The sequence below is a fragment of the Allonocardiopsis opalescens genome (assembly GCF_003002095.1).
GTDB classification, from domain to species: domain Bacteria; phylum Actinomycetota; class Actinomycetes; order Streptosporangiales; family Streptosporangiaceae; genus Allonocardiopsis; species Allonocardiopsis opalescens.
In genome coordinates, this window is sequence record NZ_PVZC01000003.1 from 684,536 (window position 1) to 708,948 (window position 24,413).

A 24,413-nucleotide genomic window follows, 5' to 3' on the forward strand; every position below is an offset into this window, starting at 1 on the left:
GGCGGTACGTTCAGGAACCATGGACGTCCGTACCGAAAGTGAACGCATGCGCTATGTGCTGTCCGACCCCGGCGAGGGCGCGGTCGTGTGGGAGCACGTCGGCCCGTGGTCCGAAGCCGACTACTTCGCGCTGCCGACCGACGGGGCGCGGGGCGAACTGCTCGACGGCGCGCTGTTCGTCAGTCCACGGGGCGAGCGCCTGCACCAGCGGGTCACCGGGAACCTGTGCACGCTGCTCGACACGTACGGGCGGACGCACCGCACCGAGGCGCTGCCGCAGGTCTACGTCCGGCTCGCCCCGGGCCGGATCGTCATCCCCGACGTGGCGGTCTGCCCCGACGACTGCGAGGGCGACGCGGTCGCGGCGGCGGACCTGGCCGTCGTCGCCGAGGTGTCCTATCCGGCCACCCGCGCCATGGACGGCGTGCTCAAGCCCGTGCTGTACGCCGAGGCCGGGATCCCCACCTATGTGCTGGTGCGGGTGGACGAGGCTGCTCCGGCGGCGAGCCTCCGGGTCGGGGTGCACGTCCTCGGACACGGCCGGTACCGGCGGATCGCCGAGGCGGGGTGCGGCGGGAGCCTGGTGGTCCCCGGCCGCACCGAGCCCTTCGACCCGGCCGTCCTGCTGCGCTGACACCGGTCACGGAGCGAGGCGGTGGTGCGATCGTTAGACTGGCCGCATCCCGTTCTCACCTGTGGAAGGTCCATCGTGGCTGCTGCCGGGGCGTCTGACGCCGGTTTCGACACCGTACTCGTGGTCGACTTCGGGGCGCAGTACGCACAGTTGATCGCCCGCCGGGTGCGGGAGTGCCATGTCTACAGCGAGATCGTGCCGCACACGATGCCGGTCGGGGAGATGCTGGCCAAGCGGCCCAAGGCGATCATCCTGTCCGGCGGGCCCGCGTCGGTCTACGCGGAGAACGCGCCGCCCGTCTCTGAGGGGCTGCTGCTCACCGGGGTGCCGACCTTCGGCATCTGCTACGGCCACCAGGTGATGGTGCGGGAGCTGGGCGGCACCGTCGCGCAGACGGGCATGTCGGAGTTCGGCCGCACCATGCTGTCGGTGGCGGAGGAAGGCACCCTGCTGGCGGGGCTGCCCGCCGAGCAGACGGTCTGGATGTCGCACGGCGACGCCGCCACCGCGGCGCCCGAGGGCTTCACGGTCACCGCGTCCACCCTGGGCGCCCCCGTCGCCGCCATGGAGGACCCCGCTCGCGGGCTGTACGGGGTGCAGTTCCACCCCGAGGTGCTGCACACCGAGCACGGCCAGGCGGTGCTGCGGCACTTCCTGTACGAGGCGGCCGGATGCCGCCCGAACTGGACGATGCTGAACATCGTCGAGGAGCAGGTGGCGCAGGTGCGCGAGCGGGTGGGCTCGGCCCGGGTCATCTGCGCGCTGAGCGGCGGCGTCGACTCCGCGGTGGCGGCGGCGCTGGTGCAGCGCGCGGTCGGCGAGCAGCTGACCTGCGTCTTCGTCGACCACGGCCTGCTGCGCAAGGGCGAGGCCGAGCAGGTGCAGAAGGACTTCGTCGCCGCCACCGGCGTCGACCTCAAGGTGGTCGATGCCGAGCGGCGCTTCCTGGACGCGCTGGCCGGGGTCAGCGACCCCGAGGAGAAGCGCAAGATCATCGGCCGCGAGTTCATCCGCGTCTTCGAGCAGGCCGCCCGCGAGGTGGTCGAGGCGGCCGACGCGGGCGGGGAGCCGGTGGAGTTCCTGGTCCAGGGCACCCTGTACCCCGATGTGGTGGAGTCGGGCGGCGGCAGCGGCACCGCGAACATCAAGTCCCACCACAATGTCGGCGGCCTGCCCGACGACCTCGAATTCCAGCTGGTCGAGCCGCTGCGCGCCCTGTTCAAGGACGAGGTGCGCCGGGTCGGCGAGGAACTGGGCCTGCCCCCCGAGATCGTCTGGCGCCAGCCCTTCCCAGGCCCCGGCCTGGGCATCCGCATCATCGGCGAGGTCACCGCCGAGCGGCTGGAGATCCTGCGCGAGGCCGACGCCATCGCCCGCGCCGAGCTGACCCGCGCCGGCCTCGACCGCGACATCTGGCAGTGCCCGGTGGTCCTGCTCGCCGACGTCCGCTCGGTCGGAGTACAAGGCGACGGCCGCACCTACGGCCACCCCATCGTCCTGCGCCCCGTCAGCAGCGAGGACGCCATGACCGCCGACTGGTCCCGGCTCCCCTACGACGTCCTCGCCACCATCTCCAACCGCATCACCAACGAGGTCCGCGCCGTGAACCGCGTCGTCTTGGACGTCACCAGCAAGCCCCCGGGCACGATCGAGTGGGAGTGAGAAGCGCTTCGGGCGCCACTCGCGGGTAGCGAGAGCCGCCCCGGGCGCGACCTCACCGGACATGGCAACCAAGGAGTGACCGCCGGCTTCGGCGGCCCCTCCCCGGTTGTGCTCCGGTCCTGCTCCCTTCAGTGGGCTTCGCGGTCCAGGTTGCTCACTTCGCGGACGGCGTCGGCGATGGCGCGGTAGTCCTTCTTGAGGATGGCGTCGTGGTTGCTGGGGACTTTGGCGCTGGTCTTGATGTGGGGGTTGCGGGCGGTGGCCGCGTCGAGGCCGGCGCGGATCTGTTCCTGTTCGTCGCCGCGGCTGCCCAGGGAGGTGCCCGAGGCGATGACGTAGCGGGTGGGGACGGTGATGGAGTCCAGGACGGGGCCGAGTTCGCGTTCGCGGGAGAGGACGCCGAGTTCGATGTTGCTCTCGGCCTGCTGGGCGGCGCTCATCCGGGGGGTCAGGCCGGTGGGGCGGAGGAGTGCGGTGAGCGGGCTCATGCGCTTGAAGAGCTTGCGGATGCGCTCGGCCATGGCGTCGTCGAGCCAGTCGTGGGGGAAGGCGCCGTCGACCAGGACCGCGCCTACGGTGCGGTCGGGGTTGCGGGCGGCCCAGTGCGCCGCGACGACGGCGCCGTAGGACCAGCCGACGACCAGGGCCCGGTGCACGCCGCGGGCGGCGAGGACGGCGTCGACGTCGCGGACGGCCGCTTCGAAGGAGTAGTCGGCGGAGGGTCTGGACTTGCGGCCGCGGGCGCGCTCGTCGTAGGTGATGTGGCGCCACTCCGTGCCGAGGTCGGCGATGACGCGGCGCCAGTAGCCCTGGGTGGCGAACTGGCCGTTGAGGTAGACCACCGGGAGGCCGGGGCCGCCGGTGTCGGTGGCGGCGAGGGCGGTGTCGTCGACCGGGATCATGCCGGTCCAGGCCGAGGCGGTGGCGGAGGACTTGTTGCTGGTCATGTGCTGCACCTGTTCTGTGTCGGGGTGGTTCTGCGTGGGGCGCGGGTCCTCGGGGCGGCCGGGCCGTGGCGGTGACGGGAGGTCGTCGCTTCGGGCCCGGCCGGGCGGGCGGTCGTGCTCTTTCAGAGGCTGCGGGCGGTGATGTCGCCCTGCTCGGTGGTGGCGCGGATGTCGAGTTCGGTGGTGCCGTTGTTCTTGAGGGAGTTGCTGACGCGGCCGTAGCTCGTTGCGGCGTCCAGGGCGGCCGAGACCCCGCCGGCGGCGGTGATCGTGATGTCGCCGGACTGGGTGCGGAGCGCGACGGTGCCGCGGACGGCCTCGGCGATCCGGATGTCGCCGCGCTGGGTGCTGATCTCCGCGGGGCCGGTCAGCCGGCCCAGCTCGACGTCGCCGTCGAGCGCGGTGAGGTGGACGCTCGCGGCCTCGTCGATCTTGATCTGGCGGTACGCGCCGTCGAAGGAGAGCTCGCCGAGGCGGCCGACGCCGCGGAGTTCGGACCCGGCCGACCTGCCCTCGACGCGGGAGCCGGTGGGCAGCTGGACGGTGACCTCCAGGGCGCCGGAGTGGCCGAGGATCCGGTTGTCGGGCTCGGGGGTGTGGATTCGCAGGACGCCGTCGGCGTAGCTGACGGTGGTGCGCTCGGCGGTCTTGGTGTCGCGGCTCTTGGCGGGGTCGGCCGGGCGGACCTCGACGGTGGTGTCGGCGCGGTCGGCGGCGATGACCTGGACGCGTCCGGCGGGGATCTCCACGACGGCGGTGATCGGGGCGGGGGTGGTGAAGGTCTGCATCGTGTGCTCCTGCGTGCTCGTTGTTTCCGACATCGCAAAAGCTACGTTGCTTTCCAAATTTCTTCAACATGCATGTTGCGAAAGCCGAGCATCTATACAGGTCAAAGACGTGAAATCATTGCAATGGGTGTGAAATCAATGCAATGATGCGCCGCTTGTGCGTTGCAATGTAGGTCGGTGAACGCTATGGTGGCGCCATCGGGACACACGAGGGGAGATCGCGATGCCGGGAGGCAGGCTCACCCAGCAGGACCGCCAGCAGATCGCGCTGGGGCTGGCCGACGGCCTGGCCTACGCCGAGATCGCGCGGCGGCTGAGCCGCCCCACCTCGACGGTCACGCGCGAGGTGATGCGCAACGGCGGGCCCACCGCCTACCGGCCCGAGCTGGCGCACCGCGCCACCGAGCGCCGCACCCGCCGCCGCAGGCCGGCCGCGCCCCCGGGGGCGCCGAGCCCGCAGCCGCACGGACGCGACGCCGAGGCGGTGGCCGACTACGAGGAGCGGCTGACCACCCTGCTGATGGCCTCGGGGCTGCCCAAGATGACGGCCCGGGTGCTGACCTGCCTGTTCGTCACCGACGAGGGCAGTCTCACCGCCGCCGAACTCGCCCGGCACCTCCAGGTCAGCCCCGCGTCCATCTCCAAGGCCATCTCCTTCCTGGAGGGGCAGACCCTGATCCGGCGGGAGCGCGACGAGCGCCGCCGCGAGCGCTACGTCGTCGACGACGAGCTGTTCTACCAGTCGACCCTCGCCAGCGTGCGGGGGCACGAGCAGCTGGTGGCGACGGCCCGCCAGGGCGCCGTCATCCTGGGCCCGGGCACCCCGGCCGCCGCCCGGCTGGAGAACATCGCCCGCTTCATGGACTTCATCAGCGAGAGCATCGCCCGCGCCGCCGAACAGGCCCGCGAGGTGCTGCACACCAAGCCCGAAGCGTCGCCGGACGCGACCGCCCGGCCCGCCCCGGCCCGGGCGGCGGACTAGCGCCGACCGCCCGCCGCGCGGTCGCGCTACGCGGCGTATCCGCCGTCGATCCTCAGCACCGCGCCGGTGACGTAGGACGCCTGCGGGGTGGCGAGGAAGGCGACGCCCGCGGCGATCTCCTCCGGCCTGCCGTACCGCCCCATCGCCGCTGTCGGCAGGAACACGGCTGCGGCCGGGCCGTCGGCGGGGTTTCCTTCGGTGTCGACGAACCCGGGTTGGACGACGTTGACCGTGATGCCCCGGTGCGCCAGATCGCGGGCCGCGCCCCGGCTGAAGCCCTCAAGGGCCGACTTCGTGCCCGTGTAGTACGCCATCCCCTGGAAACCCGCCCGAGTGGCCACGCCCGAGCTGATGCTGATGATCCGCCCGCCGTCGGGCAGCAAGGGCACGGCCGCCTGGATCCCGGCCACCACACCGGTGTAGTTGACGGCGAGCTGCCGGTCGATGGCGGCCTGGTCGACGGGCTCGCCGCCGAGGAGGCCGCCGCCGCTTACGGCCGCGTTGCTGACCAGGATGTCCAGCTTGCCGAACTGCTCGACCACGCGCTGGATCAAGCCCGCCGCCTGCGCCGCGTCCGCCTGGTCGGCCTGGAAGGCCGCCGCGCGCACCCCCTTCGCCTCCAGGTCGGCGACCACGGCCTTGGCCCGATCCGGCGAGGACGAGTAGCTGATCGCGACATCGGCCCCTTCGTCGGCCAGCGCCAGCGCCGACGCCGCCCCGATTCCGCGCGAGCCGCCGGTCACGATCGCCACCTTGCCGTCCAGCTTTCCCATGTGCTTCCCGCTTTCCCAGGTACGACCGGCCACGGAGTTGTTGACCGTTCGGTCCACTATGACGCGTAGTGGACCGAACGGTCAAGAATTCGTATCCTGGTTCGCATGGCACGTCCGCGATCGTTCGATGAGAAGCAGGTGCTGACCGCCGTCCGCGACCAGTTCTGGGACGCCGGTTACGCCGCCACCTCGCTGGAAGACCTGATGCGGGTCAGCGGGCTGGGCAAAGGCAGCCTGTACGCGGCCTTCGGTGACAAGCGCCGGCTGTTCCTCCGGGTGCTGCGCGGCTACACCGACGACAGTCATGGCCATCTTCGGAGAGCCCTCGCCGAGACTCCAAGGGCGCTGGACGCACTCCGCGCGCTCCTTGAGGCACCGACCGGCGCCACCACGCGGCGCGGCTGCCTGATGGCGAACAGCACCTGCGAACTCGGCAACGCCGATCCGGACGTCCTCGCCCACGCCCACCGCACCTACGAGACGTCCACCGCGCTGATCGGTGACTGCGTCGCCCGCGCCCAGCGCGAAGGCGACCTGCCGGCCGGAGCGGATCCGATCGAAACGGCGCGGGCCCTCCTGGCCGCGCAGCAAGGGCTCTTGTTCATGAGCCGGACCGGGATGGACGCGGCCGCGCTGAGCGCCACGGCACGATCCCTCGCGGCTCAGCTCCTGCCGGACCCGGCCGGCGACTGAGCCGACAGGCGCGAGCGGGCCGTTCGCGCCGAGCCCTGTTCGCGCCGGTGCCGTGCTCGGCCACATGCCGTCACCACCGGCCACCGCTTGAGACCGGTCGCTACGATGCTCGCGGACCATGACGGGCGGCGGGTTCGAGTCGCCGAAACGCGAGGAGTGCGGATGCAGCCGGATCCACCGCAGCCCGGGGTGCCCCAGTACAGTCGGCCGCCGATGGCGGGCGGGCCCGCGCCGTGGGACGGCGGGCCGAGCCCGTCGGCGGCGGCCAGGCCGAGGGCGAACGCCGCGGCCGCGGTGACCGCCGGAGTCCTGGCGCTGCTCACCGCCGCCGCACTCGTGTGGTTCGCGCTCTACAACGTCGTCTACGTCGGCAGGGCGATCGGATTGTCCGGCGTGGTGCTGGAGAACGCGGTCGGCGGGATCGTCGGCGCCGCGTTGCTGCTGGTGGCGGCGGGGTTCACCTTCGCACGCAGGATTCCCGGCGCGTGGACGCTGTGCGCGCTGTGCATGCTCTACATCGTGGCGACGATCTTTGTGGCGCCGCTGCTGCGGGGCACACCCTTCGTTGAGCAGCTAAGGTTCGTCTTCAGCTTCGGCGAGGGCGACGACGCCGCCGTTGCGCTGTCGGTCATCTTCGGCGCGCTGACGGCGATCGCGGCGGCGACCGCCGGAAGCGTGAAGTCGTACGGGACGGCCAGGGTTGCGCCACCTGGTCCGTGACCACGGGCATGGCGCGGCCCCCGGCTGAGGCCGGGGGTCGGTGGAGGCGGGTGCTACAGCGTGTTGTCGCGGATGGCCTGGAGGAAGGCGTTCCATTCGGGGGCGCTGACGGTGATGTGCCCGGCCTGGCGGTTCTTGGTGTCGCGGATGTCGGCGCGGTCGGTGTGCTGGCGGACCTCGACGCAGTTGGCTCCGCCGTCGCTGTAGCTGGACTTGTGCCAGTTGTCGGCCTCGGATGCCATGCTCGTGCTCCTTGCGGCAGGGGCTAGAGGGTGTCGCTCTTGATGGCCTGTAGGAAGGCCGACCATGCGGTCTTGTCGAAGGTGATGTATCCGGCGTGGCGGTTCTTGGTGTCGCGCACGTCGGCGCGGTCGGCGTGCTGGCGGACTTCGACGCAGTTGCCGGAAGCTGAGCTGTGGCTGGACTTGTGCCAGCGGAGTTCGGACATCGCTGTGCCTCCTCGTTCGACTGCTTTGAGCAAACGACGGGATGGGGCTGGGGTCAACGCTTCGCGGTGGACGCGCTCGACAACATGGCTCTGGCGATCGCACGCATGTCGTCGGTTCACCACGTCGCTGTTCATGTGGCGGAATCGTGCTGCTTTGCCGGGGCGGTCGGGGTGCTCGCGGACCTCCACGCAGCTTCCCGATGCGCCGCTGTAGCTGCTCGTGTGCCACCTGGGTTCGGACATCGCCGTGCCTCCTCGTTGGACTACCTCGATCAGACGACGGGACCGGCACGGAGTCGATTCGATACCGCCCGTGTACACGGTTTGGAAGTCGTTATGGAGCTGTCCGTGTCAGGTGCTCAGGAGCTGCGCGACCTTGGCGAAGTTGCGGGTGAGCGAGTCGAGGATGATTTTTCCTTTTTCGGCTGTCCCTTGGGATGGGCGGCCGATGACGCCGGTCTTGGTGTAGTGGTGCAGCCCGGTGGTGGGTAGGTGGCGGCGGTCGTGGGCGGTGTGGTCGGCGGTGTCGTTGCCGGGGCGGACGAGGTCGGGGTGGGTGTGCAGGAGGATGGAGGTTTCGAGTTCTCCGGCGTGCATGTCCTCGTGCGTGGACGAGGTCAGGTGTGCGGCGGTTCTGGCTTCTTCCCAGTCCTCCTTGGCGGGGTAGAGCGCCATGTGCCGCCCTTGGGCGTTGGCTTCTTGGACCGCGTTGCCCAGGACGTAGTTTCCGCCGTGGCCGTTGACGACGGCCAGAGCGGTGGGTCCCGCGGCGGTGACCGAGGCGTAGATGTCGTTGACGACCGCGTAGAGGGTGGGGGCGGAGATGCTGACGGTGCCCGCCCAGGCGGCGTGCTCATGGGAGCAGGAGACCGTGATCGGCGGCAGCAGCAGGACCGGGTAGGTGTCGGCGATCTCCCGGGCGATGGCGCAGGCGATCAGGGTGTCGGTGGTCAGCGGGAGGTGGTCGCCGTGCTGCTCGAAACTGCCCACAGGCAAGACGGCCAAGCGCGCCGCACGCCGCTGCTCATCGCCCGAGGTCGCCGTGGTGAGCAGATGGTTCAACGAAACTCCTCCTGAGGCAGCCGCCGGAACGAGGCGATCAACTGATCCAGCCTCGTCCGCAAGTCTGCCATGGCAGGGTCGCCGGACCAGGTATCCAATCGTCGGTGCAGCGTTGCGAGCTGGCCGACCACGCGTCCCGAGCCTAGGGGCAAGGCCAAGGCCAGGGCTTCTTCGGCCGCTCCACGTGCTTGCTCGGGCGCATCGGCCACGGCATAAGCCGTGGCTAGCCGGGAAAGGCACAGGGCTCGGTCCCGGACCTGGTTGGGGTCGGACCAACGAGAGCGGCTGACTTCGAAGATCTCCACGGCCGTGGCCGGGGGTCGGGTGGGGGCGGGTGCTACAGCGTGTTGTCGCGGATGGCCTGGAGGAAGGCGTTCCATTCGGGGGCGCTGACGGTGATGTGCCCGGCCTGGCGGTTCTTGGTGTCGCGGATGTCGGCGCGGTCGGTGTGCTGGCGGACCTCGACGCAGTTGCCGGAACCGGTGCTGTGGCTGGACTTGTGCCAGGTGGGTTCGGTCATCGCGGTGCTCCCTGTTCGACTGCTTTGAGCAAACGACGGGATGGGGTTGGGGTCAACGCCTTGCGGCGGCCGTGCTGGCGCGACCCCCGGCCGTGGCCGGGGGTCGGGTGGGGGCGGGTGCTACAGCGTGTTGTCGCGGATGGCCTGGAGGAAGGCGTTCCATTCGGGGGCGCTGACGGTGATGTGCCCGGCCTGGCGGTTCTTGGTGTCGCGGACGTCGGCGCGGTCAGCGTGCTCGCGGACCTCCACGCAGTTCTGCGACCCTGCGCTGTAGCTGGACTTGTGCCAGTTACCCATCTCAGTTGCCATGCTCATACTCCTTGAGGCGGGACTTCAAGAATTGCACCGACTCGCGAGGGCTGCGGGCACTCGCTTGCAGCAGGCTGAACGTCGTCATGAACTGCCGAACCCGACCGGGTTCGTCGGATGTCTGTCCACGATAGACGGTCTCGACATGTGCGACATCGGGGGCGGAGGCTGAGGAGAGGACCGAGAAGGGTCCGTCCAGGCCTGGGTGCGGCCACAGGCCGAAGGGGTAGAGCTGGATCATGACACGGCTGGACTCCGCGATCTGGATGAGAGTCCTGATCTGCTCGGCCATGACCTCGGCCGGGCCGATGTCCCGCAACACGATGGTGTCGTCCAGCACCACGTGGTAGCCCGGCGTCTGTGCCCCAAGAATCCGGGCGGCTCGGGCCATCCGGGCGGCGACGAAGTCGTCCACGTCCTCCGGAGTGAGCCATGACGAACCCGCCGCCACGATGGCCTGCGCATAGCTTCGAGACTGGAGCAGCCCTGGGACCAAGGTCGGGTGCCACTCCCGAACCATCTCTGCCTCGGCTTGCAGGTCGGTCAGTGTGTCCAGCCAGTCCACACCTCCGTCCTCGTACAGCTCGCGATGTAGCCGTACTAAGCGACCCTTGGCCTTGAGTATCCGGTCGGAGAGTCGGACGTCGTGAGGGGCCATAGGCCGTTCACCGCGCTCCACATTGGAAATATGGCTATCGCTCTTCGAAATCGCCCTTCCTAGGGCAATCTGGGTCATTCCTGCCGCTCGCCTTGCAATGGCGAGCGCTCGGCCAAATCGGGCATCTGAGACTGATATCTCGCTCATGAAGCCATGAAATCAGGCTTGAGCAGGGTTTTCTAGTGATCTTTCGAAAATTCTACAGGAATTTTCGCTAGTTCTCGCGTTAGCTTTTTCCCCTTCCTTTTGCTCCGGGCGGAAGCGCACGCTTGCTCTTAACGGTCGAACCCCCGCGACAGCGCGCAGGGCCGTCCGGGGGTATGGCCACCAAACGCACTAGAGGAGTGGTGACAGATGGACTTTATCCGTCGACTCGCACGACATGGGTGGGCTTTCGGCGCATCGACCCGCAGTCGCGGCCGACACCTGCGGAGCGCCGAGCGTCAGGTGCCGACCCGCACCCGCGTGTGGCCGCCCGTCGTCGGGCGGGCGCGTGTGGGTGAGACGACCGAATGGCTCCCGCTCGACCACTACGTCCCCCAGGGCCGTCCCGCGATGGTCCGTCCCTACCTGATCGCCCACGAGCGCGCGCAGCTGGCCGGGGCGGGGGTGGCCCGATGATCGCGGCGCAGGCGGAACTGGCGCTGCGGGCGCCGATGGTCTCGACATGTGAGCTGCCTGGCGACCTCGACTCGGTGCACACCGCGCGGACCTGGGTGTACGGCGAACTCGAAAAGCACGCGGGAGTCGCCGCCGTTCCCACCGACGTGGCGGATCTAGCCGTCCTGCTGGCTTCGGAGCTGGTGACCAACGCGGTCCGGCACACCGGCAGCTGCCGCACCGGCGGGACGTTCTCCGTCGAAGTGCAGCGCCGCGACGACCGGGTGCGCATCGCCGTGCGCGACGAGGGCTCCCCTGACGGCTACCTGCCCAAGGTGACCCACCCCGACGACGACCAGGCCGAGACCGGTCGGGGCCTGCGCATCGTGGCCGGACTCTCCACCTCGCACGGCTACCACTGCGAACCCACCGGCACCACCGTCTACTTCGAACTGGTCTGGCGCGGCTACGACCCCGCCTTCCCGGTCTACCGCTACACCGACATCATCCCCTGATCGTCCCGGCCGTGGGGGTCGAGCGGCCGCCCGCCCCCGTCCTACCCCAAGCGGGGGCGGTGCGGCTCGATGGGGGAGGCTCCCCTCACGGCCGGGACCACCACCCGACAGCACCCGACACTGCCCGACACGACCCGACAGCACTCGACTGCACCGGACATCACCCGACCGCTCCTGACATCGGAGGACACCCCCGTATGCCCGCGTCCATGGTCCCGCTGGGCGAGGCCGCCCGGTTGTCGGGCCGCACCCCCCAAGCGTTGAAGGAGTTGGCCGACGCCGACGAGGTGTACGCCGTTTTCGTCAGCGGCCACTACTGGTTCGACCCCAGCCGCCTACCGGAGCACCTCCCACTCCCCGAAGAACTCCAGGGCGCCCTACCCGAACTCATGACCGCCCAGGAAGTGGCCCACCTGTTTCGGGTGCATCCCAAGACCGTGTCCAGCTGGGCCCGCCAGGGCAAGCTCACCTACATCCGCACCCTGGGCGGACACCGCCGCTACACCGCCGACGACGTCCGCCAACTCCTCAAAGAACAGACCACCGACGAGCCGCCGGACGACGACCACCCCTGACCGGCTACCCGCCCGCGCGCACCGTGGGCAGCCCGGATTCGCGCCAGGCGCGGTAGCCGCCGATCAGGTCGGTGGCCCGGGACAGCCCGATCTCGCGCAGCGAGGCGGCGGCCAGCGACGAGGCGTAGCCCTCGTTGCAGAAGACGATGATCCGCCGCTCGGGGTCGCCGGCCACCGGCAGCCGGTGCCTGCCGGTGGGGTCCAGCCGCCACTCCAGCACATTGCGGTCGATGACGAGCGCGCCCGGGATCAGCCCCTCGCCCTCGCGGTTGACCTCGGGGCGGATGTCGACCAGCATCGCCCCGGCGTCGCGCTCGGCGGCGGCCTCCACCGGGGTGACTCGGCGCAGCCCCTCGCGGGCGCGGGCGAGCAGCGCGTCCACGCCCGCCCCCGAGGGTTCGTCGTCGGTCCGCCGGTAGATGCTCACAGCAGGTCACCGTACCGGAGCGCGGCCGGAGTCGGCGGCGCTCCGACCGCACCCGGCTCGGGGTGGTCGGTGAGGATGCTGCGGGTGCGGTGCAGGGCGCCGCGCCCGTCGATCCGGTAGTACGACATCGCGGTCAGTGGCGGCGAGTACGCGTGCACGCTGACCGCCGGGGCCGCCCCCTCGTTCACCACATCGTGGACATGCCCGACCGGGAAGCCCACCGAGCCGCCCTCCGGGTGCGGCTGGTCGCGCAGCGCGCCGTCGCCGCCGACCCAGTGCCGCTCGGTCAGGGTGCCCGCGACCACGGTCAGCGCGCCGAGCGAACCGGCGTGGTCGTGCAGCTCGGTGGACTGCTCGCGCGTCCAGGTGATGAGCCAGACGTCGACGTAGCCGTCCGCGGCGATCCGGCGCGACCACCGGTTCACCGGATCGATCCGGTAGGGGTGCCGCCCGGCCCGCACGTCGGCGGCGACGGCGCGGGTGAGGGCGACGAGTTCGTCCAGCCGGAACGGCGTCGGGCCGCTCAGCGCGGGGACGCCGGGGTGCGCGGCGGTGCGGGCGGGGTCGATGACGGACATGGCGTGCCTTTCCGGTGGTTCTGGTCGGTGGGCTGGGGACCGCACCGGCGACACCACTGGTCGAACACGTCCTCGCGCCGGGGCGCCCAGCCCGCGGCTACGCGTTGATCGCGGACGACTGCGCACATGATCCAGAGTAAACCACATTCTCTATGGGAATAGTCGGCTTTCTCGCGGGTCCCGCGCGTGCCGTGCAGTCCGCCGCCCGGCAGTCCCTCCCGCGCCTCGGTCGCCCGCCGTCCGCCGCCGTCCGAACCGCGCTTGACGTGATGCCACATCCATAGCAAAGTGATATCACATTTCGCCGGACGGACCTGTCCGCGCCGACCGCGCGGCCCGTCCGGAGCACGAGGGAGAACCGATGATCGACCCGCACCCGCACCCGCACCCGCACCCACACCCGCGCACCGGCCACCCACCCGCACCCGCGCCGACCACCCCCGAGGCGGCGCCGCCCCGGCTGCACTACCTCGACAAGCTGCGCGTCCTGCTCACCGTGCTGGTGATCGCGCACCACGCCGCGCTCACCTACTCCGGCCTGCCGGTCTGGTACTACACCGAGGTCCCCGCCGACGGCAGCGGCCCGGTGATGCTCATGCTGATGGGCTACACCCAGTCCTTCTTCATGGGCGCGTTCTTCCTGGTCGCCGGGTTCTTCGTGCCCGGCGCCGCCGACCGCAAGGGCGGCCGCCGCTTCTGGCGCGACCGGCTGGTCCGCCTGGGCATCCCGGTGCTGTTCTTCCTGCTGCTGCTCCGCCCGCTGGTCAACTTCCACGGCTACGACACCTTCGCCGGATACGCCGCCGAGGCCGGGCTGCCGGAGCTGCCCTACTGGATGTACTACCTGTTCACCTGGGACCCGGGCCCGCTGTGGTTCGCTGAGCTGCTGCTGGTCTTCTCCCTCGGCTACCTGCTGGTGCGCCGCTTCACCGCCCGGCGCCGCACGACCGGCGCGGTGTCCGAGGCCAGACCGGCCGCGAGCCACCGGGTGCCCGGCCCGATCGACGTCGCCGTGTTCACCGCGGGCCTGATCGCCGTCACCTACCTGTGGCGGATCCTGGTCCCGACCGGCTCCTACCTGCCGTTCGTGGCGCTGCCCAGCCCATCCTTCCTGCCGCAGTACACCGCCCTGTTCGTCGTCGGCGTCTACGCCTACCGGCGCGACTGGACGCGAGGGCTGACCGCCCGCGCCGGATGGGTGGGCCTCGCGGCGGCGCTCGCCGCCGGGCTGGTGCTCCGCCCGGTCACGCTCGGCTTCGCGGAGGGCCGCGGCTTCGGCCACGGCACCTGGGAATCACTCGTGGTCGCGACCTGGGAGTCGGTCTACGCCGTCGGGATCACCATCGCGCTGCTGGTGCTGATGAAGGCGCGCTTCAACCGACGCGGGCGCTTCGGCGACTTCCTGGCCGACCACGCCTACACCGTCTACATCACCCACCCGCTGGTGATGGTCGCGCTCGGCTTCGCGCTCAGCGCCGCCGAGCTGCCCGGCCTGGTGAAGTTCGCCGCCCTGGCCCTGCTCTCCGTCCCGCTGTGCTGGGGGCTGGCCTACGGAGTGCGCGCCCTGCCCTACGCGAAGCGGGTGCTGTGAACTTCGGGCGCCAAGCTCAGCCCCGGCGCCGCTTCACGATGAAGCGGATCAGCCAGAGCAGCACCAGCGCCCCGAGCACCGCGGGCACCACCCGCTTCACCACCGGCCCGCCCGCCAGGTCGAACACGTCGATGGTGTCCTCCGGGCGCGGCGGCTCGTACAGGCCGCCCGCCGGGGCGTCCGCGCCGGTGCGGGGGCCCGGCTCGGCCGCGCTCGGCGAGGGCTCCGACACCTGGTCGGAGCCGATCGCGCCCGCCCCGGGCGCGGTGCCCGGCACCGCGGCCGCCGAAGCGGCGGCCGGGGCCTCGGCCCCGGCCGCCGTGGCGCCCGACGGACGGGCCCCCGTTAGCCGCTCGGCCAGGTTCGCGGCGAAGCGGTCGGCCAGTTTGGCGCTGACGTCGGCCATCACACCCCGGCCGAACTGCGCCACCCGCCCGGTCACGTTCAGGGTGGTGGCCACCCGCACCCGGGTGGAGGCACCCTCGCCGTACAGCACCGCCCGCACCGTCGCCTTCGCGGTGCCGGAGCCGCGCGCCTCCTTGCCACTGCCCTCGATCACCACCGTGCCGGTGTCCTGGTTGCGCTCCACGAAGCGGGCCGAGCCCTTGTAGGTGACGGTGATCGGGCCGACCTTCACCTTGATCCGCCCGCTGAACTCGCCGTCGTCCACGGAGTCCAGGGTGGCCCCGGGCATGCACGGCGCCACCTGCTCCACGTCGACGAGCACCGGCCACGCCCGCTCGATCGGGACCGGAACGGTGAATTCGTTCTCCAGCTGAGTGCTCATCGCGACCCGACGCCTCCGTTCGTGCACTTGCCCGGCGCTCCCGAACAGGTACCCAGTTTTGCCGACCTACCCTTACGCGCACCGCATCCCAGGGCGCGGGAACGGGCCGGGCCCGAGAGCCCGGCCCGCGGCACCCCTCAGCCGGACGCGGCCGCCGCCAGCGCCCGCCCGGTGAGCACCCGCGCCAGATGACGACGGTAGTCGGCCTGGGCGTGCAGGTCACTCGGCGGGGCCGCCTCCGCGTCGGCCTGCTCGGCCGCGGCGCGCAGCGGCCCGGCCGCGAGCCCGGCGCCGGCCGCCGCCGACTCCGCCGCCCGCGCCCGCACCGGCACGGCGCCCATATTCGTGAGTCCGATCCGCGCCTCCGCGACGGCCCCGTCCCGCTCGCGCACCGCCGCGGCGACCCCCACGACCGCCCACGACTGCGCCGTGCGGGCGAACTTCTCGTAGTGGAAGCCCCAGCCCGCCCACACCTTGGGCACCCGCAGCCCGGTCAGCACCTCGCCGTCGTCCATGGCGGTGGTCAGGTAGTCGACGAAGAAGTCCGCCGCCGCCAGCTCGCGCACCCCGTCCGGCCCGGACACGGCCATCCGCGCGTCCAGCACCAGCGCCACGGCCGGCAGGTCGCCCGCCGGATCCGCGTGCGCCAGCGAGCCGCCGATCGTGCCCCGGTGCCGCACCGCCGGATCGGCCACCGTCGCGGTCGCCCGCGCCAGCAGGGCGCAGTGCTCGCGCACCAGCGAGCTGTGCAGCACCTCGTAGTGGGTGGTGGCCGCGCCGATCCACAGGAAGTCGCCGTCGTCGCGCACCCCGCGCAGCTCGGCGATCCCGCCCAGGTCCACCAGGACCTCCGGATAGGCCAGCCGCATCCGCAGCAGCGGCAGCAGGCTCTGCCCGCCCGCCAGCACCTTGGCGTCCTCGCCGGCCTCGGCCAGCGCCGCCACCGCCCCGGCCAGGCTGTCGGGCCGGACGTAGTCGAAGGGCGCGGGGATCATCGGGCACCTCCGTTCCGGGCGGCCGCGTCCCACAGCGCCCGCCAGACCCGCTCGGGCTTGCACGGCATCTCCACATCCGCCACCCCGTAGGGGCGCAGCGCGTCCACCACCGCGTTCACCACGGCCGGGGTCGACGCGATCGTGCCCGCCTCGCCGACGCCCTTGGCGCCCAGCGGGTTGCCGGTGGCCGGGGTCTCGGTCCGGTCCGTCACGAAGTCCGGCAGGTCCGCCGAGGACGGCAGCAGGTAGTCGGCCATCGTGGAGGTGAGCAGGTTGCCCTCGGCGTCGTGCACCGCCTCCTCGTACAGCGCCTGCGCGATGCCCTGCGCCAGCCCGCCGTGCACCTGCCCCTCCACGATCAGCGGGTTCACCACCTTCCCCACGTCGTCCACGGCGACATAGGAGCGGACCGACACCCGGCCCGTCTCGGTGTCCACCTCCACCGCGCACAGGTGGGTGCCGTGCGGGAAGGAAAAGTTGTCCGGGTCGAAGGCGGCGTCGGAGTCCAGCGAGGGCTCCACCCCCTCGGGCAGGTCGTGCGCGGCGAACGCGGCCAGCGCCACCGCCTGGATGCCGACTGACGGCTCGGGCGTGCCGCGCACCGCGAAGGCGCCATCGGTGAACTCCACATCGCCCACATCCGCCTCCAGCAGGTGGGCGGCCAGCCGCCTGGCCTTGTCCACCACCCGCTCGCAGGCGCGCACCACCGCCGTGCCGCCGACCACCAGCGAACGCGAACCGTAGGTGTCCATGCCCCTGGGCCCCACCTGGGTGTCGCCCGACAGCACCCGCACGTCCTCGAAGGGCACCCCCAGCCGGTCGGCGACGATCTGGCTCCACGCCGTGGCATGGCCCTGGCCGTGCGGGGTGGAGCCCGTCACCACCTCCACCTTGCCCGTAGGCAGCATCCGCACCGACGCGTGCTCCCAGCCGCCCGCCGCATACGACAGCTCCCCGAGCACCCTTGACGGGGCCAGCCCGCACATCTCGGTGTAGGTGGAGATCCCGATGCCCAGCTGCACCGGGTCGCCCGCCTCGCGGCGCCGCGCCTGCTCCGCGCGCAGCTCTTCGTAGCCGAACAGCTCCACGGCCCGCGCGGTGGCCCGCTCGTAGTCGCCGGAGTCGTAGGTGAGCCCGCCGACCCCCGTGTAGGGGAACTCCTCGTGCCGGATCCAGTTGCGCCGCCGCAGCTCCAGCGGGTCCATGCCCAGCTCCGCCGCCAGCTCGTCCATGATCCGCTCGATCGCGAAGGTCGCCTCGGGGCGGCCCGCCCCCCGGTAGGCGTCCGTGGGCACCTTGGTGGTGAACACCCCGGTGCAGCTGAAGGCGTAGGCGTCCATCTTGTAGATGCCCGGGAACATGAAGGCGCCCAGGATCGGGATCCCCGGGGTGATCAGCATCAGGTAGGCGCCCATATCGGCCAGCAGGTCCACCTTGAGGCCGCGCAGCCGCCCGTCGCGGTCGGCCGCGATGGTGACGTCCTGGACCTGGTCGCGGCCGTGGTGGGTGGTCTGGAAGCCCTCGGTGCGCGACTCCGTCCACTTCACCGGCCGGTCCAGCCGCCGCGCCAGCAGCAGCGCCAGCACCTCCTCCGCCGTGACCTGGAGCTTGGAGCCGAACCCGCCGCCCACGTCGGGGGCGACCACCCGGATCAGGTGCTCGGGGATCCCGGTCACCATGGCCAGCATCACCCGCAGGATGTGCGGCACCTGGGTGGACGACCACAGCGTGAAGCCCTCGCCCTCGGGCGCGCAGACCACCGCCCTGGGCTCCATCGCCGCCGGGATCAGCCGCTGCTGCCGGTAGCGGCGGCGCAGCACCACCTCGGCGCCGTCGACGGCCGCCGCGATGTCGCCCGACTCGAAGGGCCACACGAAGCTGCGGTTGGTGCCCTTGTCCGCGTGGACCAGCGGCGCGCCCTCGGCCAGTGCCGCCGCCATGTCCACCACGGCGGGCAGCGGCTCGTAGTCCACCTCCACCGCCTCAAGCGCGTCGGCCGCCGCGTAGCGGTCCCGCGCCACCACGCAGGCGACCGCCTCGCCCACGTAGCGCACCTCCTCCACCGCCATCGGCGGGTGGTCGGGCAGCACGATGTCGGCGGTCACCGGCCACGCGCACGGCAGCGAACCCTGCTCGGCGGCGAGGTCGGCGCCGCTGAAGGCCGCCACCACCCCCGGCCGCGCCAGCGCCCCCGACACGTCGACGCTCCTGATCGCGCCGTGCGCCAGCGGGCTGCGCACGAAGGCGACGTGCAGCACGCCCGCCGGATCCAGGTTGTCGGTCCACCGGGTCCGGCCGGTCAGCAGCCGGGCGTCCTCCTTGCGCCTGCGCGCCCGGCCGATCTCGGGCACCCGCTCGGCCGCGTCCGGGGTGGCCGTCATCGCCCGGTCCCCCCTCCGGCCGGGGCGGACGCGTGCGCCGCCGACTCCGCGCCGGGCACCCCGCCCGGCAGCACGGCCGCCTCCGGCGCCGGGTGGATCCGGGCGCCCGGCGCGCCCATCTCCTCGGCGGCGGCCCGCACCGCGCGCACGATGTTGACGTAGCCGGTGCACCGGCACAGGTTGCCCTCCAGGCCCTCGCGGATCTCCGCCTCGCTCGGGTCGGGGTTCTCTCTCAGCAGGTCGACGGCGGCCATCACCATGCCGGGGGTGCAGTAGCCGCACTGGAGGGCGTGGCAGTCGGCGAAGGCGCGCTGCACCGGGTGGCCGCCGTCCGGCGCCAGGCCCTCGATGGTGGTGATCGCGCAGCCGTCCGCCTGCACCGCCAGCATCGAGCAGCTCTTCACCGAGAGCCCGTCGACGTGCACCGTGCAGGCGCCGCAGTTGGAGGTGTCGCAGCCGATGGGCGTGCCCACCTTGCCCAGGCGGTCGCGCAGGTAGTGGATCAGCAGCAGTCGGGGTTCGACCTCATCCTGGTAGACGACGCCGTCGATGGTCGTGTGAACGCGGGGCACCCGCCCCACCTCCCTCTCCTGTCGCTGGCAGGGGCGCACCGAGGTGCGGGGCGGGGCCGGTGGCCGCGGGTAGGGACGCTTCGGGAATCTACGGACATCGGCCGAGCCCCTGCGGGCAAGGTAACTCCGTAACACGCCCGCAACCAGACCCCGGCGGCGATCTTCCGGGGTGCGGCGGGCCGGGACCGGGGGGCCGCGCGGCCCGGCGCGGCGCTCAGTCGTCCTTGGGCCGCCAGCTCATCGCACGCGCCAGCCCGGCCGCGCCCAGGCCGATCAGCAGCGCCACCACCAGCCACAGCGGCTCGACCTGGACCGTGCCCCGGTTCTGCAGCAGCACGGCGACGCCCAGGCCGAGGAAGAGCAGCCCGGCCAGCAGCGAACCGTAGTCAGGGCGACGGCGCGACACGCGACACCTCCACCACGCCCACGGTGCTGTGCAGATCCAGCACGATCACCGGCGCCGCGTCGTCGGCCGGCTCCGCGGCCAGCGTCCGCCGCACGTCGAGATCGGCGCCGACGTGGTCGTCGCCGCCGATCGACGCGGCGCCGTAGCTCAGCGCGGTGCGCACCTCCACGTCCGCGCCCTGCGGCACCAGCACCTCCAGCAGCCCGAAATCGACGTCGGCGCCGACCGCCACCCGCTGCTCCGGCTCCAGCGGCAGCGCCGACAGGTCCAGCTCTCCCGCCCCCGCCTGCAGCGTGTAGACCGGCTGGACCTCGGCCGCCGACCGCGGCCGCCAGGTGACGTCGCTCAGCCAGGCGATACTCGGATCCATACTGCCGAACAGCAGCACCAGCGAGGCCATCGCGCCCAGCGGGATCAGCCCCCGGCCGTTGCCCACCCAGGTCGCCACCACCGCGAGCGCGCCGATCGTCATGACCATCCCGCCGACCGTGACCGTGAACCACGGCAGCCCCGCCGGCGGCGCCACCGAGGCGGCCAGCACCGCCCCCACCGCCGCCTCGATCAGCACCAGGCTGAACGCGACCATGCCCAGCGGCGCCCCCCGCTCGCGCCGCGCCACCCGCGCGGTGCGCACCGGGCGCGGGAGCCGCGGCGGCGCGTACGGCGGCACCGCGCTGTGCACGTCCTCCCACTCGTCGTCGGCGGCCGCCTTCCGCGGGATGTCCGGCACGGTGGCGCCCGGCGCGTACCCGGGCGCGGTCGCACCCGGCACGGTCGCGCCCGGCTCGAAGGCGCCCAGGTCGATCGGGCCGCCCTGCGCGGACACCGTCTGGCGCTGCGCCGGGTCGTAGTAGGACGGCTTCGGGGTGGTCGCGGGCGGCGGCGGGGCGGGCGCCGGGCTCGCCGCGCGCAGCCGCCGCGGCAGCCCGCGCAGCCGCTGCACCAGGTCAACGCCCCTGCTCCGCGCCACCAGCACCGCGAGCGTCAGCACCGTCGCGATCAGCAGCGTGCTCCAGCCCACCGGCGCCATCGACAGCAGCCCGAAGACCACCATGCCGACGCCGAGCAGCATCATCACCACGTCGTCGTCCAGGCGGCGGCGCAGCACCTGCTCGGCGGGGGCCGGGCCGCCCCGGTCGCCCGGCAGCATCAGCCACGCGGCCACGTACAGCACCACCCCGGCGCCGATCGCCAGCCCCAGCAGCGCGAAGGCCACCCGGATCAGCAGCGGGTCGATCCCGGTGTAGCGGCCGATCCCGGCGCAGGTGCCGGTGAGCACGGCGCGGCCGTCGAAACGCCGCAGCCGGCGCCCCCGCTCGCCGGCCATGGCCGCCGCCTCCTCGGTACCCACCGGTCGCCGCACCTCCTCGGTGTGTGGCCTGCTCGTCGGCTCGCCGCCGGACGGCCGCCCACCGTCCCATGGTCGCGCGCCGCGGACCGCGCGGCCATCAGGGTTGCCCCTGAGTCCCCCCTGACGAGGGCCGCGGCGCACCCGTGCGCGGAACCGGGGCGGGCCCTGATGCGCCCCGGCGCCCCGGCGTGCCACGATCACTCACGTGGTGACCACGCAGGAGGAGCTACCGCGCGCCCACCGGCCGCACGACGGCCGGCTGGTCAGCGGAGTGTGCGCGGGGATCGCCGCCCACCTCGGCCTCGACCCCGTGATCATACGGCTGGCCGTCATCGGGCTGAGCGTCGGCGGCCTGGGCGTCGCCGCCTACGTCGCGCTCGTCTTCTTCATGCCGCCCGCCCCCGCCGCCCCGCCCGACACCGACACGGCCGGCGGCCGCTCCGGCGCCACCGCCGCCCCCACCCGCGACCGGGGCCAGCTGCTCGCCTACGGCCTGGTCGCCGCCGGGTTCATGGTGCTGTCGATGCTGGTCACCCCCGGCTTCGACCCCGCCCTGTGGCTGATCGTCTTCGGCGCCCTGGGCACCGGCATCCTCTGGCAGCAGACCGACGCCGACGTGCGCGGCCGCTGGGTCGCCTCCACCAACTTCCGGGTCCGGCAGACCTGGGTGCGCAGCGTGGTCGGCGTCGGCCTGGTGATGGTCGGCGTCACCGGCTTCCTCGCCTTCCGCCAGGAACTCAGCGACGCCAGGGAAGGGCTCTCCGCCACCCTCGCCATCCTGGTCGGCGTCGGCGTCATCGCTGCGCCATGGGTGATCAAGCTGGTCCGCGAGCGCGACCGCGAGCGCCAAGAGCGCGTCCGCTCCCAGGAGCGCGAGGAGCTGGCCGCGCACATCCACGACTCCGTCCTGCACACCCTCACGCTCATCCAGCGCAATGCCGACGACCCCAAGGAGGTGCAGAAGCTGGCCCGCGTCCAGGAACGCAGCCTGCGCGCCTGGCTCTACCAGCGGCCCGCCGACGCCGAGACCACCGTCGCGCCCGCACTGGAGCGGCTGGCCGGCGAGGTCGAGGAGGCGCACGGCGTCGCCATCGAGGTGGTGTGCGTCGGCGACTGCCCCATCGACCCCAGCACCCGCGCCGTCCTCCAGGCCGCCAGGGAGGCCATGGTGAACGCCGCCAAGTACTCGGGCACCCCCAACGTCTCCGTCTACGCCGAGGTCGAGCCGGAGGAGTTCATGGTCTTCGTCCGCGACCGCGGCCGCGGCTTCGACCTCGACGCCGTCCCCGGCGACCGCATGGGCGTACGGCAGTCGATCATCGGCCGGATGGAGCGGCACGGCGGCACCGCCCGGATCAGGACCGAACCCGGCGAGGGCACCGAGGTGCAGCTGAGGATCGCGCGCACCCGCGAGGAGGAGCCCGAGTAGCGCCCGGGCGCCCCGGCCGCGCCGCGACCGGCATCGGACACGGTCCGGGCCGGCCGACGCTGTATCGTCGGCTGCGCAAGCAGCCAGACGAGAAACGGGGCAGCACCGTGACGATACGCGTGGTGATCGTCGACGATCACCGGTTGTTCCGCAGCGGGGTGCGGGGAGAGCTGGGCGACAGCGTCGAAGTGGTCGGCGAGGCCGGCGACGTCGACAGCGCCGTCGCCGCCATCCGCGAACTCCGCCCCGACCTCGTACTGCTCGACGTCCACCTGCCGGGCGGCGGCGGCATCGAGGTGCTGCGCAGGGTCCTCACCCAGCAGCCCGACGTCCGCTTCCTCGCGCTGTCGGTCTCCGACTCCGCCGAGGACGTCATCGGGGTGGTGCGCGGCGGCGCCCGCGGCTACGTCACCAAGACCATCTCCGGCGCCGAACTCACCGACGCGATCGCCCGCGTCGCCGACGGCGACGCCGTGTTCTCCCCCCGGCTGGCCGGCTTCGTGCTGGACGCCTTCGCCGCCACCGACGCCCCGCCCGTCGACCCCGACCTCGACCGCCTCACCCAGCGCGAGCGCGAGGTGCTGCGGCTGATCGCCCGCGGCTACGCCTACAAGGAGATCGCCAAGGAGCTGTTCATCTCGATCAAGACGGTCGAGACCCACGTCTCCTCGGTGCTGCGCAAACTCCAGCTGTCCAACCGGCACGAGCTGTCGCGCTGGGCCACCGCCCGCCGCCTGGTCTGAGCTTCCGGGCCTCAGCCCGGGGCGCCGCCGCCGGGCTCGCCGCGCAGCCGCTCCTCGTCCGGCGCCCACACGAGCGTGCCGAAGACGGGGGTGTTGGAGTCCGCGGGGTCGTCGGGCGGAGGGTCGTCGGGGCGCAGGGCTCGGGTGGAGCCGGGGCCTTCGGCCGGGACGTCGTCGGGCCGCAAGTCGTCGGGCCGCAATGCGCGCGTGGAGCCGGGGCCTTCGGCCGGAGGGGCGTCAGGGCGCAGGGCACGGGTGGAGCCGGGGCCCTCGGCCGCCGGAGCGGGGGGCTCGGGGGCCGCTGCCGCGGGCGCGGCTTCCTCTGGTGCCGCCGCCTCGGGTGCGGGCGGACGCAGCATCGCGGTGCGCTCAGGAGCCGCCTCGACCGCCTCGGCGGCCGCCTCCGGCGGCTCGGGGGCCGCGCTCAGCCGGGGCGGCGCCTGCTGCGGGCCGTAGCGCGGCGGCACCAGCACGAAGGTCATCCCGCCGAAGGTGACGTAGTCGCCCGGCTGCACCGGCGCGGAGTGGATCAGCCGCTGGCCGTTGATGTGGGTGCCGTTCATCGACCCGAGATCGATCAGCATCCACTGGTCGTCCTCGTAGCGCAGCTCGGCGTGGCGCCGCGACACCTTCCCGTCCAGGAGGGTGAGGTCGCTGCCGGGCGAACGGCCGATCTTGATGACGTCGCGGGTGCCGGGGCGCGGCAGCATCAGCTGCGGGATGGGGCGCGGCGCGTGCGGATGGCGCTGTCTGACCATGCCGGGCGGCCCGAACGGCGGCCCCGAGGGGCCCATCCGGTACGGGGGCGGGCGCAGCTGGGTGGCGTGCGGCGGCACCGCCCGCCCGCCCGGGCGCAGCGGCGGCAGATCGCGGATCAGCTCGCCCAGCTCGCGGCGGCTCTGCGCCGTCAGCGCCGCCTCCATCCGCTCGACGAAGTCCGCCTGCGACAGACGGCCCTGGACACAGTGCTCTCGGAGCAGGTCGACGATGTAGTCGCGCTCCCGATCGGACGGGCGGTAGATCCCCTCGTCGTGCGGCACCGGTGTCCCCATGGGATGAATTGTCATTGCTCGCGGCCCCGGGTGTCCAGAAATGTCGTCAAGCGATCACGGCATCCGCCGCCCCTGAACCGCTCCTCCGTCACCATGCCCCTACGACGATAGACGGCGTGTCATCCGTTCCCTGCACGCCGCCGCGGCGCGTCACAGCGGGTCGGGGCGGCGGTCACAGGATTCCCGTGCCTGTAGGGGTTGCGGGGCGGCCAGCA

General features: G+C 72.4%; 29 protein-coding genes and 2 pseudogenes. 11 read left to right on the plus strand and 20 right to left on the minus strand.

All coding sequences use genetic code 11. From position 1 onward, the window contains the following. Positions 1-19: 19 nt before the first annotated feature. The gene (locus tag CLV72_RS13280; RefSeq protein ID WP_106245263.1) at positions 20-634 is read left to right on the plus strand and encodes a Uma2 family endonuclease; all 615 of its coding nucleotides are present in this window, start codon (positions 20-22) and stop codon (positions 632-634) included. Positions 635-709: 75 nt separating this feature from the next. Next, a complete protein-coding gene (gene guaA / locus CLV72_RS13285; protein WP_106245266.1) occupies positions 710-2,296 on the plus strand; it encodes a glutamine-hydrolyzing GMP synthase in 1,587 nt (528 codons plus the stop codon). A 128-nt stretch (positions 2,297-2,424) separates the two neighbouring features. Here guaA and CLV72_RS13290 read toward each other — a convergent pair whose 3' ends face one another. Together CLV72_RS13290 and CLV72_RS13295 are read right to left on the minus strand one after the other, a co-directional pair. After that, entirely contained in the window at positions 2,425-3,243 is an 819-nt protein-coding gene (locus CLV72_RS13290; protein WP_106245268.1) for an alpha/beta fold hydrolase, read from the minus strand. Between the two features lie 122 nt (positions 3,244-3,365). After that, positions 3,366-4,031, minus strand: a complete 666-nt coding sequence (locus CLV72_RS13295) for a DUF4097 family beta strand repeat-containing protein (protein WP_106245270.1) — start codon at positions 4,029-4,031, stop codon at positions 3,366-3,368. A 223-nt stretch (positions 4,032-4,254) separates the two neighbouring features. On the opposite strand from CLV72_RS13295, the gene CLV72_RS13300 reads away from it, so the two are divergent. Continuing rightward, positions 4,255-5,013 (plus strand): helix-turn-helix domain-containing protein, encoded by a 759-nt coding sequence (locus tag CLV72_RS13300; protein WP_106245272.1) that lies wholly within the window; start codon positions 4,255-4,257, stop codon positions 5,011-5,013. Positions 5,014-5,039: 26 nt separating this feature from the next. Here CLV72_RS13300 and CLV72_RS13305 read toward each other — a convergent pair whose 3' ends face one another. Continuing rightward, entirely contained in the window at positions 5,040-5,786 is a 747-nt protein-coding gene (locus CLV72_RS13305; protein ID WP_106245274.1) for an SDR family NAD(P)-dependent oxidoreductase, read from the minus strand. Between the two features lie 105 nt (positions 5,787-5,891). Here CLV72_RS13305 and CLV72_RS13310 point away from each other — a divergent pair, with 105 nt between their 5' ends. Further along, a complete protein-coding gene (locus CLV72_RS13310) occupies positions 5,892-6,479 on the plus strand; it encodes a TetR/AcrR family transcriptional regulator (RefSeq protein WP_106245277.1) in 588 nt (195 codons plus the stop codon). Positions 6,480-6,692: 213 nt separating this feature from the next. Continuing rightward, positions 6,693-7,199 carry a hypothetical protein gene (locus CLV72_RS13315; protein ID WP_211302840.1) on the plus strand — a complete coding sequence of 169 codons (507 nt, stop codon included), beginning with the start codon at positions 6,693-6,695 and terminating at the stop codon, positions 7,197-7,199. A gap of 53 nt (positions 7,200-7,252) precedes the next feature. Here CLV72_RS13315 and CLV72_RS13320 read toward each other — a convergent pair whose 3' ends face one another. The 8 genes and pseudogenes from CLV72_RS13320 to CLV72_RS33905 all read right to left on the minus strand — a co-directional run. Continuing rightward, positions 7,253-7,441, minus strand: coding sequence for a DUF397 domain-containing protein (locus tag CLV72_RS13320; RefSeq protein ID WP_106245281.1), 189 nt, complete (start codon positions 7,439-7,441; stop codon positions 7,253-7,255). A gap of 23 nt (positions 7,442-7,464) precedes the next feature. Further along, on the minus strand, positions 7,465-7,647 hold the full coding sequence (locus tag CLV72_RS33215) for a DUF397 domain-containing protein (protein ID WP_245930143.1): 183 nt from the start codon (positions 7,645-7,647) through the stop codon (positions 7,465-7,467). A gap of 159 nt (positions 7,648-7,806) precedes the next feature. Beyond that, positions 7,807-7,890 (minus strand): annotated as a pseudogene (locus tag CLV72_RS33900) (DUF397 domain-containing protein); the annotation flags it as partial. Between the two features lie 108 nt (positions 7,891-7,998). After that, complete coding sequence (locus CLV72_RS13330) at positions 7,999-8,709, minus strand: creatininase family protein (protein ID WP_106245287.1); 711 nt, start codon at positions 8,707-8,709, stop codon at positions 7,999-8,001. A gap of 337 nt (positions 8,710-9,046) precedes the next feature. Then, a complete protein-coding gene (locus CLV72_RS13335) occupies positions 9,047-9,229 on the minus strand; it encodes a DUF397 domain-containing protein (RefSeq protein ID WP_106245289.1) in 183 nt (60 codons plus the stop codon). A 120-nt stretch (positions 9,230-9,349) separates the two neighbouring features. Next, complete coding sequence (locus CLV72_RS13340; RefSeq protein WP_106245291.1) at positions 9,350-9,538, minus strand: DUF397 domain-containing protein; 189 nt, start codon at positions 9,536-9,538, stop codon at positions 9,350-9,352. Then, the gene (locus CLV72_RS13345) at positions 9,528-10,103 is read right to left on the minus strand and encodes a DUF5753 domain-containing protein (protein ID WP_245930145.1); all 576 of its coding nucleotides are present in this window, start codon (positions 10,101-10,103) and stop codon (positions 9,528-9,530) included. The genes CLV72_RS13340 and CLV72_RS13345 overlap by 11 nt, the downstream gene beginning before the upstream one ends. Before the next feature lie 45 nt (positions 10,104-10,148). Then, a pseudogene (locus tag CLV72_RS33905) lies at positions 10,149-10,343 on the minus strand (helix-turn-helix domain-containing protein); the annotation flags it as partial. A 348-nt stretch (positions 10,344-10,691) separates the two neighbouring features. Between CLV72_RS33905 and CLV72_RS33625 the strand changes: the two are divergent. The 3 genes from CLV72_RS33625 (at position 10,692) to CLV72_RS33910 (ending at position 11,886) form a co-directional block, all read left to right on the plus strand. Continuing rightward, positions 10,692-10,817 carry a hypothetical protein gene (locus CLV72_RS33625; RefSeq protein ID WP_281262412.1) on the plus strand — a complete coding sequence of 42 codons (126 nt, stop codon included), beginning with the start codon at positions 10,692-10,694 and terminating at the stop codon, positions 10,815-10,817. Further along, a complete protein-coding gene (locus CLV72_RS13350) occupies positions 10,814-11,311 on the plus strand; it encodes an ATP-binding protein (RefSeq protein WP_106245296.1) in 498 nt (165 codons plus the stop codon). Before CLV72_RS33625 ends, CLV72_RS13350 begins: the two co-directional genes overlap by 4 nt. Before the next feature lie 197 nt (positions 11,312-11,508). Further along, positions 11,509-11,886: a BldC family transcriptional regulator gene (locus CLV72_RS33910; RefSeq protein WP_425428065.1), complete on the plus strand. Its 378-nt coding sequence runs from the start codon at positions 11,509-11,511 to the stop codon at positions 11,884-11,886. A gap of 4 nt (positions 11,887-11,890) precedes the next feature. On the opposite strand, the gene CLV72_RS13360 is transcribed toward CLV72_RS33910, so the two are convergent. Beyond that, positions 11,891-12,313, minus strand: coding sequence for a rhodanese-like domain-containing protein (locus tag CLV72_RS13360; protein ID WP_106245298.1), 423 nt, complete (start codon positions 12,311-12,313; stop codon positions 11,891-11,893). Beyond that, the gene (locus CLV72_RS13365; RefSeq protein ID WP_106245300.1) at positions 12,310-12,891 is read right to left on the minus strand and encodes a cysteine dioxygenase; all 582 of its coding nucleotides are present in this window, start codon (positions 12,889-12,891) and stop codon (positions 12,310-12,312) included. The genes CLV72_RS13360 and CLV72_RS13365 overlap by 4 nt, the downstream gene beginning before the upstream one ends. A 361-nt stretch (positions 12,892-13,252) precedes the next feature. Between CLV72_RS13365 and CLV72_RS13370 the strand changes: the two genes are divergently transcribed. Then, positions 13,253-14,482 carry an acyltransferase family protein gene (locus tag CLV72_RS13370; protein ID WP_106245303.1) on the plus strand — a complete coding sequence of 410 codons (1,230 nt, stop codon included), beginning with the start codon at positions 13,253-13,255 and terminating at the stop codon, positions 14,480-14,482. 16 nt (positions 14,483-14,498) lie between these two features. Here CLV72_RS13370 and CLV72_RS13375 read toward each other — a convergent pair whose 3' ends face one another. The 6 genes from CLV72_RS13375 to CLV72_RS13400 all read right to left on the minus strand — a co-directional run bounded on the left by CLV72_RS13375 (position 14,499) and on the right by CLV72_RS13400 (position 20,974). Next, positions 14,499-15,269 (minus strand): SRPBCC family protein, encoded by a 771-nt coding sequence (locus tag CLV72_RS13375; protein WP_106245306.1) that lies wholly within the window; start codon positions 15,267-15,269, stop codon positions 14,499-14,501. A gap of 137 nt (positions 15,270-15,406) precedes the next feature. After that, positions 15,407-16,264: an FAD binding domain-containing protein gene (locus tag CLV72_RS13380; protein WP_106245308.1), complete on the minus strand. Its 858-nt coding sequence runs from the start codon at positions 16,262-16,264 to the stop codon at positions 15,407-15,409. Next, on the minus strand, positions 16,261-18,645 hold the full coding sequence (locus CLV72_RS13385) for a xanthine dehydrogenase family protein molybdopterin-binding subunit (protein ID WP_106245310.1): 2,385 nt from the start codon (positions 18,643-18,645) through the stop codon (positions 16,261-16,263). The genes CLV72_RS13380 and CLV72_RS13385 overlap by 4 nt, the downstream gene beginning before the upstream one ends. Then, entirely contained in the window at positions 18,642-19,217 is a 576-nt protein-coding gene (locus CLV72_RS13390; RefSeq protein ID WP_106245519.1) for a (2Fe-2S)-binding protein, read from the minus strand. Before CLV72_RS13390 ends, CLV72_RS13385 begins: the two co-directional genes overlap by 4 nt. Before the next feature lie 214 nt (positions 19,218-19,431). Then, positions 19,432-19,623, minus strand: a complete 192-nt coding sequence (locus CLV72_RS13395; RefSeq protein WP_106245312.1) for a hypothetical protein — start codon at positions 19,621-19,623, stop codon at positions 19,432-19,434. Continuing rightward, entirely contained in the window at positions 19,604-20,974 is a 1,371-nt protein-coding gene (locus tag CLV72_RS13400; protein ID WP_106245315.1) for a PspC domain-containing protein, read from the minus strand. The genes CLV72_RS13395 and CLV72_RS13400 overlap by 20 nt, the downstream gene beginning before the upstream one ends. Positions 20,975-21,179: 205 nt before the next feature. Between CLV72_RS13400 and CLV72_RS13405 the strand changes: the two genes are divergently transcribed. Then, positions 21,180-22,403, plus strand: a complete 1,224-nt coding sequence (locus CLV72_RS13405; protein ID WP_106245318.1) for an ATP-binding protein — start codon at positions 21,180-21,182, stop codon at positions 22,401-22,403. 71 nt (positions 22,404-22,474) lie between these two features. Further along, a complete protein-coding gene (locus CLV72_RS13410; protein WP_106245522.1) occupies positions 22,475-23,146 on the plus strand; it encodes a response regulator in 672 nt (223 codons plus the stop codon). An 11-nt stretch (positions 23,147-23,157) separates the two neighbouring features. Here CLV72_RS13410 and CLV72_RS13415 read toward each other — a convergent pair whose 3' ends face one another. Continuing rightward, a complete protein-coding gene (locus tag CLV72_RS13415; protein WP_170140966.1) occupies positions 23,158-24,198 on the minus strand; it encodes a DUF1707 and FHA domain-containing protein in 1,041 nt (346 codons plus the stop codon). Positions 24,199-24,413 lie beyond the last annotated feature (215 nt).

Bases quoted from the DNA above. Each gene is read 5' to 3' on its own strand.
- CLV72_RS13280 (WP_106245263.1), top strand. From the start codon at position 20: ATGGACGTCCGTACCGAAAGTGAACGCATGCGCTATGTGCTGTCCGAC.
- CLV72_RS13290 (WP_106245268.1), bottom strand. From the start codon at position 3,243: ATGACCAGCAACAAGTCCTCCGCCACCGCCTCGGCCTGGACCGGCATG.
- CLV72_RS13295 (WP_106245270.1), bottom strand. From the start codon at position 4,031: ATGCAGACCTTCACCACCCCCGCCCCGATCACCGCCGTCGTGGAGATC.
- CLV72_RS13300 (WP_106245272.1), top strand. From the start codon at position 4,255: ATGCCGGGAGGCAGGCTCACCCAGCAGGACCGCCAGCAGATCGCGCTG.
- CLV72_RS13305 (WP_106245274.1), bottom strand. From the start codon at position 5,786: ATGGGAAAGCTGGACGGCAAGGTGGCGATCGTGACCGGCGGCTCGCGC.
- CLV72_RS13310 (WP_106245277.1), top strand. From the start codon at position 5,892: ATGGCACGTCCGCGATCGTTCGATGAGAAGCAGGTGCTGACCGCCGTC.
- CLV72_RS13315 (WP_211302840.1), top strand. From the start codon at position 6,693: ATGGCGGGCGGGCCCGCGCCGTGGGACGGCGGGCCGAGCCCGTCGGCG.
- CLV72_RS13320 (WP_106245281.1), bottom strand. From the start codon at position 7,441: ATGGCATCCGAGGCCGACAACTGGCACAAGTCCAGCTACAGCGACGGC.
- CLV72_RS33215 (WP_245930143.1), bottom strand. From the start codon at position 7,647: ATGTCCGAACTCCGCTGGCACAAGTCCAGCCACAGCTCAGCTTCCGGC.
- CLV72_RS13335 (WP_106245289.1), bottom strand. From the start codon at position 9,229: ATGACCGAACCCACCTGGCACAAGTCCAGCCACAGCACCGGTTCCGGC.
- CLV72_RS13340 (WP_106245291.1), bottom strand. From the start codon at position 9,538: ATGGCAACTGAGATGGGTAACTGGCACAAGTCCAGCTACAGCGCAGGG.
- CLV72_RS13350 (WP_106245296.1), top strand. From the start codon at position 10,814: ATGATCGCGGCGCAGGCGGAACTGGCGCTGCGGGCGCCGATGGTCTCG.
- CLV72_RS33910 (WP_425428065.1), top strand. From the start codon at position 11,509: ATGCCCGCGTCCATGGTCCCGCTGGGCGAGGCCGCCCGGTTGTCGGGC.
- CLV72_RS13365 (WP_106245300.1), bottom strand. From the start codon at position 12,891: ATGTCCGTCATCGACCCCGCCCGCACCGCCGCGCACCCCGGCGTCCCC.
- CLV72_RS13370 (WP_106245303.1), top strand. From the start codon at position 13,253: ATGATCGACCCGCACCCGCACCCGCACCCGCACCCACACCCGCGCACC.
- CLV72_RS13375 (WP_106245306.1), bottom strand. From the start codon at position 15,269: ATGAGCACTCAGCTGGAGAACGAATTCACCGTTCCGGTCCCGATCGAG.
- CLV72_RS13380 (WP_106245308.1), bottom strand. From the start codon at position 16,264: ATGATCCCCGCGCCCTTCGACTACGTCCGGCCCGACAGCCTGGCCGGG.
- CLV72_RS13385 (WP_106245310.1), bottom strand. From the start codon at position 18,645: ATGACGGCCACCCCGGACGCGGCCGAGCGGGTGCCCGAGATCGGCCGG.
- CLV72_RS13415 (WP_170140966.1), bottom strand. From the start codon at position 24,198: ATGGGGACACCGGTGCCGCACGACGAGGGGATCTACCGCCCGTCCGAT.